The organism is Mesorhizobium sp. M0058, assembly GCF_040323095.1.
GTDB lineage: Bacteria > Pseudomonadota > Alphaproteobacteria > Rhizobiales > Rhizobiaceae > Mesorhizobium.
This window is the reverse complement of the sequence record NZ_JAMYUQ010000016.1, coordinates 1-15622: the sequence shown is the minus strand read 5'-3', so window position 1 is coordinate 15622 and position 15622 is coordinate 1. Positions and strand designations below refer to the sequence as shown.

General features: G+C 60.3%; 14 protein-coding genes and 2 pseudogenes. 8 read left to right on the top strand and 8 right to left on the bottom strand.

Annotation, left to right across the window (positions count from 1 at the left end):
* Positions 1-242 precede the first annotated feature (242 nt).
* The 5 genes from NKJ75_RS25485 to NKJ75_RS25465 all read left to right on the top strand — a co-directional run bounded on the left by NKJ75_RS25485 (position 243) and on the right by NKJ75_RS25465 (position 5700).
* Positions 243-1235, top strand: a complete 993-nt coding sequence (locus NKJ75_RS25485; protein ID WP_031204618.1) for a substrate-binding domain-containing protein — start codon at positions 243-245, stop codon at positions 1233-1235.
* Between the two features lie 80 nt (positions 1236-1315).
* Positions 1316-2830 (top strand): sugar ABC transporter ATP-binding protein, encoded by a 1515-nt coding sequence (locus tag NKJ75_RS25480; protein ID WP_050591314.1) that lies wholly within the window; start codon positions 1316-1318, stop codon positions 2828-2830.
* Positions 2823-3830: an ABC transporter permease gene (locus NKJ75_RS25475; RefSeq protein ID WP_023667741.1), complete on the top strand. Its 1008-nt coding sequence runs from the start codon at positions 2823-2825 to the stop codon at positions 3828-3830. The genes NKJ75_RS25480 and NKJ75_RS25475 overlap by 8 nt, the downstream gene beginning before the upstream one ends.
* A gap of 41 nt (positions 3831-3871) precedes the next feature.
* The gene (locus NKJ75_RS25470; RefSeq protein ID WP_027050208.1) at positions 3872-4852 is read left to right on the top strand and encodes an ABC transporter permease; all 981 of its coding nucleotides are present in this window, start codon (positions 3872-3874) and stop codon (positions 4850-4852) included.
* Positions 4849-5700: a sugar phosphate isomerase/epimerase family protein gene (locus tag NKJ75_RS25465; RefSeq protein WP_031204621.1), complete on the top strand. Its 852-nt coding sequence runs from the start codon at positions 4849-4851 to the stop codon at positions 5698-5700. The genes NKJ75_RS25470 and NKJ75_RS25465 overlap by 4 nt, the downstream gene beginning before the upstream one ends.
* Positions 5701-5904: 204 nt before the next feature.
* Here the strand turns inward: NKJ75_RS25465 and NKJ75_RS25460 are convergent.
* Positions 5905-6186, bottom strand: a pseudogene (locus tag NKJ75_RS25460) (ABC transporter permease subunit); the annotation flags it as partial.
* A 246-nt stretch (positions 6187-6432) separates the two neighbouring features.
* Between NKJ75_RS25460 and NKJ75_RS25455 the strand changes: the two are divergent.
* Both NKJ75_RS25455 and NKJ75_RS32895 read left to right on the top strand, forming a co-directional pair.
* Positions 6433-7779: a family 1 glycosylhydrolase gene (locus NKJ75_RS25455; protein ID WP_352500335.1), complete on the top strand. Its 1347-nt coding sequence runs from the start codon at positions 6433-6435 to the stop codon at positions 7777-7779.
* A 271-nt stretch (positions 7780-8050) separates the two neighbouring features.
* Positions 8051-8359, top strand: a complete 309-nt coding sequence (locus NKJ75_RS32895) for a MucR family transcriptional regulator (protein WP_155923233.1) — start codon at positions 8051-8053, stop codon at positions 8357-8359.
* Positions 8360-8531: 172 nt separating this feature from the next.
* On the opposite strand, the gene NKJ75_RS25440 is transcribed toward NKJ75_RS32895, so the two are convergent.
* The 7 genes and pseudogenes from NKJ75_RS25440 to NKJ75_RS25410 form a co-directional block, all read right to left on the bottom strand.
* On the bottom strand, positions 8532-9080 hold the full coding sequence (locus NKJ75_RS25440) for a hypothetical protein (protein ID WP_023728077.1): 549 nt from the start codon (positions 9078-9080) through the stop codon (positions 8532-8534).
* Between the two features lie 233 nt (positions 9081-9313).
* A pseudogene (locus NKJ75_RS25435) lies at positions 9314-9544 on the bottom strand (Arm DNA-binding domain-containing protein); the annotation flags it as partial.
* Positions 9545-9835: 291 nt separating this feature from the next.
* Complete coding sequence (gene guaA / locus NKJ75_RS25430; protein WP_352497997.1) at positions 9836-11398, bottom strand: glutamine-hydrolyzing GMP synthase; 1563 nt, start codon at positions 11396-11398, stop codon at positions 9836-9838.
* Positions 11399-11453: 55 nt separating this feature from the next.
* Entirely contained in the window at positions 11454-12119 is a 666-nt protein-coding gene (locus tag NKJ75_RS25425) for a 5'-methylthioadenosine/S-adenosylhomocysteine nucleosidase (RefSeq protein WP_031204112.1), read from the bottom strand.
* On the bottom strand, positions 12119-12577 hold the full coding sequence (locus NKJ75_RS25420) for a PaaI family thioesterase (RefSeq protein WP_023686843.1): 459 nt from the start codon (positions 12575-12577) through the stop codon (positions 12119-12121). Before NKJ75_RS25420 ends, NKJ75_RS25425 begins: the two co-directional genes overlap by 1 nt.
* Before the next feature lie 84 nt (positions 12578-12661).
* On the bottom strand, positions 12662-13114 hold the full coding sequence (locus NKJ75_RS25415; RefSeq protein WP_023704461.1) for a TspO/MBR family protein: 453 nt from the start codon (positions 13112-13114) through the stop codon (positions 12662-12664).
* Between the two features lie 72 nt (positions 13115-13186).
* Positions 13187-14476, bottom strand: coding sequence for an RsmB/NOP family class I SAM-dependent RNA methyltransferase (locus tag NKJ75_RS25410; protein WP_023834019.1), 1290 nt, complete (start codon positions 14474-14476; stop codon positions 13187-13189).
* 319 nt (positions 14477-14795) lie between these two features.
* Here NKJ75_RS25410 and NKJ75_RS25405 point away from each other — a divergent pair, with 319 nt between their 5' ends.
* Positions 14796-15473, top strand: a complete 678-nt coding sequence (locus NKJ75_RS25405; RefSeq protein ID WP_023834020.1) for an MIP/aquaporin family protein — start codon at positions 14796-14798, stop codon at positions 15471-15473.
* The last annotated feature ends 149 nt before the right edge of the window (positions 15474-15622 follow it).

Here is a 15622-nt window from a genome sequence, read left to right as displayed (position 1 = left end):
CTGAGTGCGAAAGGGCGGATCGTTTACATCAATCGAGAAATGTTTTTAGACGCTGGTGGCGTGACCGCCTTGCTAAATCTATTTAGCACCTTGACCGGCCGGCATTCAAAGTCTTTTATGGCGCGTTCTGGGAGGAATGCGGCGCCGAGTGCGTCAATGCCGTCGGGCACAAAGGGGTGGGCCAAACAAAGCCGACATGGGCAATAGGCAACTCAAAAACTCGTCAATCAGGGAGGAATTAAATGTTAGCAAGAACTATACTCGCGGCAGCGTTCGGCGCAGCCCTTTCGGTCGCCACAATGAATGCTGCGCTGGCAAAGGACGTCAAGGTTGGAGTCGTCGTGAAGATCGGCGGCATTCCCTGGTTCAATGCCATGGAAACGGGAATAAAGGAAAAGTCGAAAGAGCTTGGCGACGACGGCTTCATGGTCGGGCCGACCAGCGCCGACCCGGCACTTCAGGTCCGCGCGATCGAAGACCTGATAGCTCAGGGCGTCAGCGTAATTGGCGTCGTGCCGAATGATGCAAACGTTCTCGAGCCGGTTCTAAAAAAGGCGCGCGACACGGGCATCAAGGTCATAACCCATGAATCGCCAGACCAGGTGAACGCTGATTGGGACTTCGAAATGGTCTCGGCCGTTGGTTTCGGTGAGGCCCATGCCAAGCTATTTGCCGAGAAAATGGGCGGCAAAGGCAAGTACGTGGTGTACGTAGGTTCTCTTACTGTGCCCGCACACAATGCCTGGGCCGATGCTGCAATCGCCTACCTGAAGAAGAACTTTCCCGACATGCAGATGGTTGGCGACAGATATGGCGTCGCCGAGAGCGCCGATGACAGCCGAAAGACGGCTCTGGATGTGCTTGCCGCCAATCCTGACCTCGGCGGCTTCCTGACGTTCGGCAGTCAGGGACCGATCGGCGCCGGACGCGCGATCGAGGAGCAGAAGCTTGGTGACAAGGTGGTTCTTGTCGGTTCATTCTCGCCTAGCCAAGGCAGCGCAATGCTCAAATCCGGCATTATTGACGGCGGCTATATGTGGAATCCTCTGGAAGCGGGCAAAGTATTCGTAACGATGGCTGATTTTCTGGCGGGCGGCGGTGAAATCACCGACGGCATGACGATCGAAGGTCTGGGTGTCGTTCACCCTGACTTCAAAACCGGCACCATCATCGTGGACGCTGTGCAGCCTATCACGGTCGAAACGGTCGATGGTCTTGCAGCCCTAGGGCTTTAGATGGCGGACCATGGCTGGCGTGCCGGGGTGGCAGATCAATCCCGGCACGCCCCATCCTTGTCATTTCAGAAGGGCCCGCCGTGAACCTCGTCGCGTCTACGACGCAGGACCTCCCATCGGTTCTGTCGTTTAGCAACATAAGCGTCACATTTGGTGGCGTTAGAGCCCTCCAGGATGTCGCCTTCGAGGTTCTCCCGGGTGAAGTGCAATGCATCGCCGGTGAGAACGGCAGCGGCAAGAGCACCCTGATCAAGGTAATCACCGGCGTTTGTCAGCCACTAGCCGGCGCAAACATGTCGATCGCCGGAAAGTCTGTCGACATCATGTCGCCGGCTGCGGCGCGCAGCGCCGGGGTGGAAGTCATCTGGCAGGACCTCGCACTGTTTCCTGAAATGACAGTCGCGGAAAATATCGGGATCAGAACTGTCCTCGGCAACATGCCTCGGCTCGTCGATCATTCGCGCATTCGCGAGGTGGCGCGAGGGCTGTTGGCGCGGCTTGGCGCCGACCTCGATGTCGACGCGCCTCTGCGTAGCTTTGCAATCGCCCAACGTCAGATCGTCGCCATCGCCCGGGCGCTCGCCGGCGATGCGAAGGTTATTTTCATGGACGAGCCCACATCGTCGCTTACTCAATCGGAAACAGACCGGTTGCTCGCGATCGTTCGAACACTCTCGAATGAAGGCATGGCCATCGTCTTCGTCAGCCATCGCCTTGCAGAAGTTCTGGAGATCTCAAGTCGCGTCACCGTTCTGCGCGACGGTAAGGTCGTTGGGGTGTTCCCGACCGCCGGAATGACCCAATCACGCCTCACCGAACTAATGACCGGCAAGACTTTCGACCAAACCGTGAGCACGAGAAACCTTAGTGGATCACCCGTCGTGTTGAAGATCGACCGATTGACCCGCGCAGGCGACTATGACGACGTTTCGCTGACAATACGGCGCGGTGAAACGCTTGGCCTGACCGGGCTACTCGGCGCCGGTCGCACAGAACTCGCGCTTTCGATTTTCGGCATGCTGCGCCCAGACCGCGGCAGCATCGCACTCAACGGGACGGTTCTTCATCTGAACTCCAACCGCGACGCAATCCGCGCGGGTATTGGATATCTCTCCGAAGACCGCTTGTCCCTTGGTCTCATACAAGCTCAATCCATCGCCGACAACGCCGTTATCCCGGTGCTCGACAAGATCCTTGATCGAGGGCTGATCTCCTCGGAGAAGAAGGATGCGCTCGTCAATCATTGGATCGAGGAATTGGCGATAAAAGTCGGGCGGCAGACCGATGCGATTTCCACGCTCTCAGGCGGCAACCAGCAAAGGGTGGCCATCGCCAAATGGCTGGCGGTCGGACTGAAACTGATCATTCTTGATTCGCCAACCGTGGGGGTGGACGTTGGCGCGCGGGCCGGCATCTTCGAGATTGTCGCCAAGCTTGCTGCCGAAGGCCTGGCGATTCTGCTGATATCCGATGAAGTGCCGGAGGTCTATTTCAACGCCGACCGCATCCTCCATATGGCCGCGGGCAAGATGGTCGCCGAATACGACCCGCACGCCATCTCGCTCGGCGACCTGGAAGCTGCCGTCTATGCGTAACCGCGGCAAGCTCTTCCGGGCTCATCCCACCGAGACATGGCTCGTTGTGGTTCTTCTCATCATGAGCGCAGGTCTCTCCGTTGCGAGCGACAAATTCTTCACCATTGCCAATCTCTTCAATCTGCTCAACACAAGCTCGACAAATCTGATCTTCGCGGTTGGGCTGCTGGTGGTGTTGATCGCTGGGGGCATCGACATCTCCTTCGCCGTGGCCGCGTCAGTGGTTCAATACGTTGTGGCGCTGGCTCTAGCCCAAATGGGAGGTGGTGATTGGTTCATCGGCCTCACCTTGGCGGCAATCGTCGGGATCGCCCTGGGTGCGGTGAACGCCGGCCTCATCTACTATTTCCAGATCATTTCAATCGTTGTCACCATCGCCACCTTCAATATTTTTTTCGGCCTGCTGATGTTCTTCACGCACGGTGTATCGATCTACAATCTGCCTGCCTGGTGGACGCATCGCACTGTGCTTTTCGAGTTCCAACAGGCGAATGGCAATTGGGCCGAGCTAACACTGCCGGTTGCGATCATGGCGGTCTGTGTCGCCGCCACCTGGGGGCTTATCCGGTATACCACCACGGGACGGCAGCTATACGCTTTTGGCGATAACCCGGAGGGCGCCCGTCGCCTCGGTATCAACATCGCGGCGATGCACTTCATTGCCTTCGGCTGGCTTGGTTTGATGGCCGGGATCGCGGGACTTGTGCAGGTGCACTATTCCCAGGAAGTCGTGCCCAACGCATTGGTGGGGCGCGAGCTGGACGTGCTGGCAGCTGTTGTCCTTGGCGGTGCCAGGCTGGGTGGCGGGCGCGGCACCGTGCTCGGTTGCATCCTTGGCGTGTTTCTTGTGTCGGTGACGCAAAACGGGCTGAACCTCCTCGGCATCTCTCCCTATGCTTTCAAGATGATCGTCGGGGCGATCATCTTGATTGCCATCACGCTGTCCAACGCGCCGCTCGGGCATATCCTCGCGGGCTTGCGGCAGAGGATGGGTACGTGACGCAGCGCGTGCTCGAAACTGGAGCGCTACGGCACGGATTCTTGCGCCGTCTTGCCGGCACGTTGGGCGCCGAGAATATCGGACTTTTGCTGGCATTGATTTTGGTGATTGCATTCTTCGGATCTCTCTCGCCGCGATTCCTGTCCAAAGCTACCTTTGAATCGGTGGCCTTCCAGTTGCCTGAACTTGGACTGCTTACACTCGCGATGTTGATGCCGATCATCTCGGGCGGCATCAATCTCGCCGTGACGTTCACGGCCAATCTCTGCGGCCTCACGCTCGCCTGGGTTCTTCAGGCCAACGGAGGACCGGACGCAAGCATCTATGCCTTTCTACTCGGTTCCGTTCTTGCGGTCGGCGTTGGCACGGCAAGCGGCTTGGTCATGGGCCCGGTGATAGCCTATACCGGCGCGCACCCCATCCTCGTCTCGCTCTCGGTGATGATTTTCCTGCGCGGCCTTGGCGAGTTTCTGACCCGCGGCGCCGATATTTCGGGCTTTCCCGAATTCATCCAGCCGCTCGGCCACGGCAGCATCGTCGGCATTCCTGTCCCGCTGCTGATACTGCTCGGCGCAGTCATCGTCTGGCATGTCTTGATGACCCGAACCAGGCTTGGCTTTTCAAACTATATGGTCGGCTCCAACATCGAGGCGACGCGCTATTCCGGCATCTCGACGCGACGCGTGATCATTCTGATCTACGCGCTGTCTGGCGCCATGTGTGCGTTGGCCGGCATTATCATGATGGCACGATTCAATTCCGTCCGTGTCGGCCATGGCGAGTCCTATGTGCTGATTACGGTGCTTGCCTGCTTCTTGGGCGGGGTGAATCCGTTTGGCGGCTTCGGCAAGGTCGTTTCGGTCTTCCTAGCCCTCATCGTTTTGCAGTTGCTTTCTTCGGGACTGAATCTCTTGGGCGCCAGCCAGCACCTGGCCACAGCCATTTGGGGCATCATGCTGATCGGCGTCATGATCTTGCGGTGGGCTGCCGGGCAGCTCAATTTCATGAGGATAACACGATGAAGGGTTTTGGCGTTCATACGAGCATGTGGACGAGTGGTTGGTCCGTAGAGGGCGCCGAGCACACTGTAGCGGCGGTGAAAAAATACGATCTCGATTTCATTGAAATTTCGCTGGCCGATCCATTTTCTTGCGATGCCGATCACACCCGCAAGCTGCTGGCGGCAAATGGCATGCAGGCGGTGTGCTCGCTAGGGTTGCCCGAATATGCGTGGGCATCGCGCCACCCACAGGAGGCGATTGACTTTCTCAAGGTGGCTATCGACAAGACGTCCGACATCGGAGCCCAGGCGCTATGCGGCGTAATCTATGGCGGCATCGGCGAGCGTACTGGCGTGCCACCTACGCAGGACGAACTTGATAACATTGCGAAAGTGATGACGTCCGCCGCCGCGCAAGCCAAGTCTCGCGGCATCGAACTCGGTGTTGAAGCCGTGAACCGCTACGAGAACCACATCATCAACACCGCGGCTCAGGCGGTGGCACTAATCGAGAGAGTCGGCGCCGACAATATGTTCGTGCACCTTGATACCTACCACATGAATATCGAGGAGAAAGGTATGGGCAACGGTATTATCGTCGCCCGCGATTACCTCAAATATATCCACCTCTCCGAGTCTGATCGCGGCACCCCAGGCGAGGGCAATTGCAATTGGGATGAGACGTTCGCGACGCTGGCCGCGATCGGCTTCAAGGGCGGGCTCGCGATGGAGAGCTTCATCAACATGGATCCGCGTCTGGCGTTTGGCCTCAGCGTGTGGCGTCCGGTGGCCGAGAGTGAAGCGGTTGTAATGGGCAACGGTCTGCCGTTCTTGCGCAACAAGGCACGGCAGTACGGGCTGATCGCATAAGTTACATCGCCATGCGAGATCGAAACTCGGCACATCATGAGCCGACTGCATCGACATTGCGGCGACTGCCTTCGAAGCAGGAGCCGCTCGAGAGGCAATATTGCGGCGTTTTAGATCCCGGCCTTCGGCTGCCCCCCGGGCGCAAGCAGCCAACCGGTCGGCGATCGAAACTGCCGCGAACAACCTATTTCACCGGCTCGGGCATCACAGCCTACCTTCGGCGGTTGCGAGCCGGCCCCGCATCAATTCGCGGCGCTTTCGAAACTCTGTGTATTCCTGGTCGGCCAGTACCCCGATCTGGATCACCGATCCACTCACGGCAAAGTTGAGTGAGGAGGGAATGCCTAGAAGATTGACAAGGTTCTGAAGCACCTGCAGCAAGATCGTTCCAAGCACCACACCAATGATTGAGCCTTCCCCGCCCCGCAACGAGAACCCTCCAAGGACGGCGGCGGCGATCGCGTAGAGCTCGTAGAAATTGCCGTACCGCTTTCACTCGCAAAGACCCGTTTGACGCCAACTGGGCTGGCCCGAAGCCGACCTCTCCGTCCAGCATAGTCCGACCATGTTCGGCGCAAGCTGCTCGCTTGAACCGTGGGATAGAATTCCGCCAATTTCAGGCACGTGGTTGTCAGGCGCCTACCGAACTTGACAAGCAGTCTTGCAGGAACTGCGTCGAGCACTGAACGTTTGAGCAAGCGCGGGCATCTCCGCCTTGGCTAAGGACCATCAATGTTCACGTTCATGTTTGCCACCGGCATCGAGAACAGCACCCCGACCATTCGACAAGGCCGGGAGCGCGTCGACGAAATGGAAAAATGCCGCTTCTACGAACGATGGCGCACCGACTTCGAACTGGTCCAGGATCTCGGGGTGCATTTCCTCCGCTACGGACCTCCCATCCACAAAACATGGCTGGCTGACGGACGTTATGATTGGGCATTCGCCGATGAGACCTTCGCGGACCTGAAGGCGAAAGACATTCTTCCGATCGTCGACCTTTGCCATTTTGGCGTGCCGGACTGGGTTGGCAACTTCCAGAACCCGGACTTTCCGACACTATTCGAGCACTACGCCAGGGATTTCGCGATGCGCTATCCGTGGATCCAGCTCTTCACCCCAATAAATGAGATGTTCATCTGCGCCACCTTTTCGGCTCGCTGGGGATGGTGGAACGAACAACTGAGCAGCGACACTGCTTTCGTCACCGCCCTCAAGCACATCGTGAAGGCGAACGTGCTTGCCATGCGGGCGATCCTCGAGGTGCGGCCGGACGCCATCTTCATACAGAGCGAATCCTCGGAATACTTCCACGCCGATTCTCCCGAGGCGGTCGGCAGAGCGGAACGGTTCAACAGCGAGCGTTTCCTGTCGCTTGATCTCAACTACGGTCATGACGTCGACGCGCACACCTATCGCTATCTTCTCGAAAACGGGATGACGGCCGAAGAATACAGTTTCTTCCTGGAGAGCCATCTGCGCAGGCATTGCGTGATGGGCACCGACTATTACCAGACCAACGAACATCGGGTTTGGGCAGACGGAACGACGTCCGGGTCCGGCGAGGTGTTTGGCTATGACGAGATCACGCGGCAGTACTTCAACCGCTACCGGCTTCCCGTAATGCATACGGAGACCAACATCAGCGAAGGCCCCAATGGAGACGAGGCCGTCTATTGGCTGTGGAAAGAGTGGGCCAACGTGCTGCGGATCCGCAACGATGGCATCCCCATCGTAGGCTTCACCTGGTACTCGCTGACGGATCAGGTGGACTGGGACAGTGCGCTTCGGGAGAACAACGGACGGATCAATCCGCTCGGCCTCTATGACCTCGACCGAAATCCGAGGGCGGTGGGGCGCGCTTTCAAGGCGCTGATCGCGAACTGGAACAAGCTGTTGGCCACACAAAGTGTCTGCCTTGCTTTGCCGGTCTTTCTTCCCTCACAGCAAGACGATGCCATTGTTCGCGCGCAACAGGATTATGCGCGCAGCCTGCTGAGCGTGGATCGGGTCGCTGAAGGCTGGACTGAACCACTTGCTGCTCCCCAGAAAGAGGTCGAACCCGATGCGCCTGGATAACAAGGCTGCATTGTAACCGGTGCTGCAAGCGGCATTGGACTGGCCATCGCCATGCGGTTGGGCACCGAAGGTGCACGGGTGAGCCGACGTGGGTGGAGGCAAGGTCGAGAAGGCGCGCATCGGTTCGACAAGGGGCGCGCCGGGGAGGCCGCTATCACGGTGCTGTCAACTTGCGCTCACGCGTTCGGCAGGTTGGTAATAATCGTCAACAACGCGCCGGCCTGATAATCTTTAACCCATTGAGGCATTCACTAGAGCGGGCTGGCTGAAGGTGCTGAGCGTCGACCTGCTGGGAGCAATTTATTTCGCCGGAAAGGCATTCGCTCATATGACATCTGGCGGCGTCATCGTAAAACATATTGAGTGTGCGCGGTCGAGACGAGCTCCGCATGTCGAGCTATACGCCGCGGCAAAGGCCACCCTCCTGTCTCTAACCGAGACCCGACGCAGTTCGCACCTTGGCCGACTGGGCATGAATCCGGACGATTACCGAACCAAATGGAACCTGCCTCGCAATTACCCGATGGTGGCACCCAACTATTCGGGAAGCGTTCCGCATATCGCCTCTAACACCCAGTAGCGGACAGCTCTCGCCTGAGGCGTCAGTCGTCGTTGAAGCGCTCCGGCATCGCATTCGAGACCAAGGCTGGTGCACAAGGATCATGACATCGAATTCCACTCTATACAGGAACAAGTGCCTTTCCTCGAGATTAGGGTTCGACGCCGCAACGGCGTCGAACCCCAAAGGAGACTCACATGAAACGTAAGATTTTGACAGCTACAGCGATCTCTCTCTGTCTCGCCACCGCGGCCTTGGCGCAGTCGTCGGGAACATCCAGCGGCACGAACGGAACGTCCGGCTCATCGGCCGGGTCGGGTATGAGTTCTACGTCCGGCTCAGGCCAAAGCGGTATCCCGAGCGGCTGGGACAGCAAGCTCTCGGGCTCATTCTTCAGCGACGCCAATTCGGGAAGACTTCTGTCGCAGGATGAGATCCGCAAGAACTGGTCGTCCCTGAGCTCTGAACAGCAGGCACAGGTTCGCTCCGACTGCTCGAGAATGACGGCCAGTAACGGCACTGGCTCTGGCACAATGACCGGCACGTCAGGTAGCTCGGCTTCGACCGGCAGTGATACAACGGCGAGTATCGGCACCGGCTCTGGCACAGCCACCGGCACTTCAGGCAGCTCTGGTTCGACCGGCAGTAACACCACGGCCAGCAACAGCACTGGTTCGGGTACAACCACCGGCACGTCGGGATCCTCGAATACAGCTGGCGATACGACCGCCAGAACCAGCACGGGTTCGGGCGCAAACTCGGCTGCTCAAATGGCTTCGATGCAGCAGCTCTGCACTCAGGTTCAAGGGATGTGAGTGAATGCGGCGCTCCGGGCCGGCTTGGCCGGAATAGATGAGGCCTTGAAGGCCCGGACATCGCTGTGGTTTGGTAGCCATTTCGGCGCTGAAGTCGGCCGGAGACCGGGGTGACAACTCGGCGCTTGTCGCGCTGCTTTTCTATCGCCGGCGACCGTCACTCGCCAATAGCGCGCTTCGCGTCGAGACACTTCTCCCGGCTGAGGCAAGCGAGATTCCGTCCCGTCCATACCTGCCAAGATAGAGCGTCTCGCGGCCTCCGTTGAGCCTGTAATCCAGCCGAAAGGAGATCGCGCCACTAGGCATGACGCGAACATACATGCCGTCACGGTCCGCAATCTTGTAGATTTCTCTTTTGGTTCAGGGCTTTAAGGGCGACGTCCGTCAGCATTCCCCGGTACCTCCTGAAAAGTACCGTCAGTACAATTTCGAGGCTCTTCGGCAGAACATTCGTTTTATCTCCAGTGCCTTAAGGCATCAAAAAACACCGTCAGAGCCTCATTGGATCTGACGGTACTTCGAAAAATCTGAGCTAGCAATTTGCGGAAGGTCCGTCAGCCGGTCCGTCAAATCCAATCTCCGCACCGATTGTCGCTGATTGTCTCCGAATGGATTTATACGTGTTATCAAATGGTTGTGGCGTACAATGGCGTGTTTTCGGCGGCGTTTGAGTGGGCCTGAATCACTCCCACTCGATGGTGCCTGGCGGCTTTGACGTCACGTCGTAGACGACGCGGTTGATGCCGCGGACTTCGTTGATGATGCGGGTGGCCGCCGCGCCGAGGAAAGCCATGTCGTAGTGGTAGAAGTCGGCGGTCATGCCGTCGACGGACGTCACGGCGCGCAGGGCGCAGACGAATTCGTAGGTGCGGCCGTCGCCCATCACACCGACGGTCTGCACCGGAAGCAGCACGGCGAAAGCCTGCCAGATGGCGTCGTAGAGGCCGGCCTTGCGGATCTCGTCGAGATAGATGGCGTCGGCCTCGCGCAGGATTTCGAGCTTTTCGCGGGTGATACCGCCGGGGCAGCGGATGGCAAGGCCTGGTCCGGGGAACGGATGGCGGCCAATAAAACTTTCGGGCAGGCCGAGTTCCTTGCCCAGTGCCCTCACCTCGTCCTTGAATAGTTCGCGCAGCGGCTCGACCAACTGCATGTTCATGCGCGCCGGCAGGCCGCCGACATTATGGTGCGACTTGATGGTCACCGACGGGCCGCCGGTGAAGGAGACGCTCTCGATGACGTCGGGATAGAGCGTGCCTTGCGCCAGGAAATCGGCGCCGCCGAGTTTCTTGGCCTCTTCCTCGAACACTTCGATGAACAGCCGGCCGATGGTCTTGCGCTTCTTCTCGGGGTCGGACTCGCCTTCCAGCGCCGAGATGAATTTTTCCGACGCGTCGACCAGGATCAGCGGCAGATTGTAGTGCTGGCGGAACATCGCCACCACGCCGGCGGCCTCGTCCTTGCGCATAAGGCCATGGTCGACAAGAATGCAGGTCAGCTGGTCGCCTACCGCTTCGTGGATCAGCAAGGCAGCGACCGATGAATCCACGCCGCCCGACAGCGCGCAGATCACCTTGCCCTTGCCGACCTGTTTGCGAATTGTCTCGACCGCGTGCTCACGATAGGCGCGCATCGTCCAGTCGCCTTCGATGCCGGCGATGATGTGCACGAAGTTTCTCAGCAGCCTGGCGCCATCCGGCGTATGCACAACTTCCGGGTGGAACATGATGCCGTACATCTTGCGCGCGACATTGCCGAAAATGGCGAAGGGCGAGCCTTCCGACTTGCCGAAGACCTCGAACCCCTTGGGCAGCGAGATGACGCGGTCGCCATGACTCATCCACACCTGGTGACGCTGGCCGGGCGCCCACAGGCCTTCGAACAGCGGGCTGTCCTTTTCGATCTCGACGAAGGCGCGGCCGAATTCGCGATGGTTCGAGCTTTCGGCGACGCCGCCCATCTGCACGCACATGGCCATCTGGCCGTAGCAGATGCCGAGCACCGGCACGCCGGCATCGAAGACGATCTGGGGCGCGCGTGGGCTGCCGATGTCCGATGTCGAGGCGGGACCGCCCGACAGGATCACGGCTTTCGGATTGATGCGCTTGAAGGCAGCTTCGGCCGATTGGAACGGCACGATCTCGGAAAACACGCCAGCCTCGCGGATGCGGCGGGCGATGAGCTGCGTAAACTGGCTGCCGAAATCGACAATCAGGACTGTATCGGGATGATTGGCTGTCGTCATGGCGAGCCTTTAGAGAAAGAAACGAGTCGGCGCAATGGGGTGCGTAGCCCGACTTTCAGAGCGCTGCCGGCTCTTGCCCAGGCTGCTCCTTGTGTAGCGTGCCGGAGCCGATGGCCTGTTCGAGGCGCACGACTGCATCCGCCAGCTTCTCGTCGATGACATGCAGATATTCGGTCCAGTCGCCAACGTGGCGCAGATCGGCTGCACCGTCTGAAATGCCGCGCAGGCCGATAAGCGGGACATCGAACAACTGGCAGGCGCGCAGGCAGGCGAAGGTTTCCATGTCGACCATGTCGGCGGCGATGGCGTCATAGGCGGCACCGGTGATGATGGCGCCGCCGGTCGACAGGCTGGCTTCTTTAATGCCCGGAATCCTGAATGATAGCGGGAGGGTCACCGGCAGGTCGAGGAACGGCGTCGCGCCTTTTTCGAAGCCTAGCGGCGAAGCGTCGATGTCGCGATAGCTGACCGAGACCGCCTGGTAGATTTCCGTCTGCTCTAGTGTGCGGCTGCCGGCGGAGCCGAGCGAGACGACGAGATCGGGCAGCGTCTTCTCAGACTTCAGCCATGATAGTTCGGCGCCGAGCCGCACACCTGCCTCTACCGGGCCGACGCCCGTCATCAGCGGCGTGAACAGTTTTTGCAGATGCGGACCGTACTCGGCCTGCGCCGCCATGACGAAGAGGACGTCCTTGCCACCAATTCGCGTAATTTTGGCCATCAGCCTGCTATCCCGTCACGGCCAACCACCGTCATCATCGTGCCGGTCATGGTCGCGATCAGCTTGGCCTCGCCATCGGCGGCAAAGGCGTAGGCCTGGCCGTCGGCGACGATGATGGTGCGGCCGGGCTTGGTCACCGAGCCGCGGAACAGGAAGCGTTCGCCCCGGCCGGGCGCCAGGAGATTGACCTTGAACTCGATGGTCAGCACGCCGGAATTTTCCGGCATCAGCGAGAACGCGGCGTAGCCGCAAGCCGAGTCCAGTGCGGTCGAAATCACGCCGGCATGCAGGAAACCATGCTGCTGCGTGAGTGCGGCCGAATAGGGCATTTCGATCTCGATGATGCCCGGCGTCACAAGCGTCAGTTCGGCGCCGATGGTCGCCATCGCCTGCTGGCGCGCGAACGACGCCCTGACGCGGTCCTCATAGTCGGGTGCGGGTACGATCTTTGCTGCCATGGCCATCGCCCTGATTTATCTGCAAAGCTTATCGCAGACGCCTGAACGCCACGCAAATGCTTTTGCTGCACTGCAGCAAAGCACTCAGTTCAACAGGAGCAGCGACGCGTTGAGCAAGGTGGCGAAGGCTACCCACGCGGCATAGGGCGCAAACAGCCAGCCGGAAACCCGGTCGCGGTTCCACACCGTGGCTATGAACAGCGCAATGCTGGCGAGAAGAGCCAGGATCACGACCAGTGCCGGCCCCATCTGTTTGGCGCCGAAGAAAGTCGGCGACCACGCGAAGTTCAGAACAAGCTGGAGGGCCCAGATCTTCATCGCGGCGGCTGCTCGTTCCCGCTCCCATGTCCGCCAGCCGGCCACGGCGATCAGCACATAGAGGAGCGTCCAGGCCGGCGCGAAGACCCAGTTGGGCGGGTTGAAGGGCGGCTTGGCGAGCGAGGCATACCATTCACCCGGCAGCGTCGCATAGCCGATCAACAGGCCGCCGCCGAGCACCAGAAGGAGGAAAAGCAGAAGCGACACATATCTTTGCAAGAATTCTACCCCGTCTGGCGGCCGACGCCGCGCATCTGCAACTGGCGCTATGTCAGCCTGTCAATCGCAGCGTCAATTCGCCCGACGCAGCGCACAGAAATGGAACCCGTCGGTGCCGCTCAGAGCCGGCGACAGCGAGATATCGCTTGTCTTGCCGATCCGGGCGGCCGCTGCGTGACCGGGGAAGCTGGCATCCCAAAGCGCGCGATGATCGACCGGAACGAAGCCCTTGTGGCGTTCGCGAAAGGCGGCGACCTGCTCGCCATTCTCCTCGTCGAACACCGAACAGGTGATGTAGACCAGCAGGCCGCCCGGTTTGACATAGGCCTTCGCCGCGTCGAGGATCGCCGACTGCTCGCCCTTGCGGGCATCGAGCTGTCTCTGCGTCAGCCGCCATTTGGCGTCTGGACGGCGCCGCCAGGTGCCGCTGCCGGTGCAGGGCGCATCGACCAGCACGATGTCCATGTGGCCTGCGAGGGGGCTGAGCTCAGCCGGCTTGGTGACAACCTGGACGTTGCGGTTTTCCGAACGGCGGAGGCGGTCGAAGATCGGCGCCAGCCGCGCTTTTTCGGCATCATGGGCGAAGACCTGGCCTTTGTTGGCCATCGCCGCCGACAACGCCAGCGTCTTGCCGCCGGCGCCGGCGCAGAAATCGAGCACCTGCATCCCGGCTTGCGCGCCGGCAAGGGCGGCAACGATCTGCGAGCCTTCGTCCTGGACCTCGAACCAGCCTTTCTGGAAGGCCGGCTCGGCCTGTACGTTCGGGTGCCTGCCGTCGCCGTCGATGGGCGGGATGCGAATGCCTTGTGGCGCGATAGCGGCTGCCGTGGCGCCGGTTTCGGCGAGTTCCGCCAGCACTTTGGCGCGGTCGGACTGCAGCGTATTGACCCTGATGTCGAGCGGCGGGCGGGTCGCCAAAGCCGCCCCTTCCGCAACCCAGTCTGCGCCAAAGGATCGTTCGAAGAGCGGCGCGCACCAGTCGGGTATGTCCGCCCGCACCGCCTCCGGCGCGTCTTCAGGCCGGCGCTCGGCCAGCGCCTGCAACTCGGCGGCGCTGAGCAACGGCGGCGCGAACTTGTCACCTTCGAGCGCATCGTTGAGCGATTGCGGCGTCTGGCCCCATTCGATGAGCAGCGCGCCGAAGCCGATGGCGCGGGGCGTGTCTTCACCCAAAAGCCAGCCGGCGGAACGTTTGTGGCGTAGCGCGTCGTAGACGATGTTGCCGATCGCCGCGCGGTCGCCGCCGCCCGCAAAGCGATGCGACAGGCCCCAATCTTTCAGCGCATCGGCCACCGGCCGGTGGCGCCGGCCAATGTCGTCCAGCACTTCAATGGCTGCCGCCAGCCGTCCGCCCAGTCGCATTCGTCATTCCATCTATCGAGCACAGTATCTTTCGGCCTGCTCTTAGAGCGTTTCGCGTCGAGATTGAACCCCGCTTGAATTTCGCGGCGACGAGGCCTTCCGCTCGCGGCCGACGATTTTCCCCGCCGGCAAATGTCCGCCCGCCGGCGATAACAAATCTCAAATATATGCAAGGTCTCTAATGTTGGTAACTGGCCGCCGTAAGCACGATCTGTGGCGCAATTGCTCTGCTTTCCAAGCTTTTGCGTTGGGAATACTCTTTGCGCCATGATTCGCGGCGCGGAAAAGCGGACCGGCGGATCGATACGAGGAGAGGGCAATGAAAACGTATCTTGCGGAAGTTCTAGGGACATTTCTATTGGTGTTTATCGGCACGGCGTCGGTGGCGACGGGTGGCTTTCTTGCCGACTTGCCGCTGGGCCAGGAAGCCATCGGCCTGGCGTTCGGCATCGGCCTGATTGCGGCGGCCTATGCGGTCGGCCCGATCTCGGGCGCGCATCTCAATCCGGCCGTCACGCTCGGCGTCTTCCTTGCCGGCCGGCTGCCGGCCAAGGATGTCATTCCTTACTGGATTGCACAAATCATCGGCGCCATCCTGGCCTCGCTGGCGCTGTGGATCATCGTCTCCGGCCAGACCGGCGGGCACACCACCGGTTTCGGCGCCAATGGCTGGGACGTGGCGAAGTGGGGGACGAGTTCGGCCTTCCTGTGGGAGCTGATCGGCACCTTCACCTTCGTCACCGTCATCCTCGGCGTCACCGCCGAGAAGCACTCGACGGCGTTCGCCGGCCTTGTCATCGGCCTGACGCTGGCCGGGCTGCATTTCGCCATGATCCCGGTGACCGGCACCTCGCTCAATCCGGCGCGTTCGATCGGCCCGGCGCTGTTTACGGGCGGCACAGCCCTCGGCCAGCTCTGGCTGTTTATCGTTGCGCCGCTGATCGGGGGCGCGATCGCCGGCGTCGTCGCCAAGGCGCGCATCTTCGAAAAGGACTGATTTCGAAGCCTGCATAACAAAAAGGCGCCGGGCACCGGCCCCCGCGTGTTTGTTTGGGGGCCCAGGGGAAAGACGGGGCGGTTGGAAAACGGCGGGGTGATAAACATGGGTGCCCCCGGTGGGCCAAAAACGACGAAATTTTTCCCCGG

Excerpts from the sequence above, each read along its gene's own strand:
- NKJ75_RS25485 (WP_031204618.1), top strand. The coding sequence starts at position 243 with ATGTTAGCAAGAACTATACTCGCGGCAGCGTTCGGCGCAGCCCTTTCG.
- NKJ75_RS25475 (WP_023667741.1), top strand. The coding sequence starts at position 2,823 with ATGCGTAACCGCGGCAAGCTCTTCCGGGCTCATCCCACCGAGACATGG.
- NKJ75_RS25465 (WP_031204621.1), top strand. The coding sequence starts at position 4,849 with ATGAAGGGTTTTGGCGTTCATACGAGCATGTGGACGAGTGGTTGGTCC.
- NKJ75_RS25455 (WP_352500335.1), top strand. The coding sequence starts at position 6,433 with ATGTTCACGTTCATGTTTGCCACCGGCATCGAGAACAGCACCCCGACC.
- guaA (WP_352497997.1), bottom strand. The coding sequence starts at position 11,398 with ATGACGACAGCCAATCATCCCGATACAGTCCTGATTGTCGATTTCGGC.
- NKJ75_RS25425 (WP_031204112.1), bottom strand. The coding sequence starts at position 12,119 with ATGGCCAAAATTACGCGAATTGGTGGCAAGGACGTCCTCTTCGTCATG.
- NKJ75_RS25420 (WP_023686843.1), bottom strand. The coding sequence starts at position 12,577 with ATGGCAGCAAAGATCGTACCCGCACCCGACTATGAGGACCGCGTCAGG.
- NKJ75_RS25410 (WP_023834019.1), bottom strand. The coding sequence starts at position 14,476 with ATGCGACTGGGCGGACGGCTGGCGGCAGCCATTGAAGTGCTGGACGAC.
- NKJ75_RS25405 (WP_023834020.1), top strand. The coding sequence starts at position 14,796 with ATGAAAACGTATCTTGCGGAAGTTCTAGGGACATTTCTATTGGTGTTT.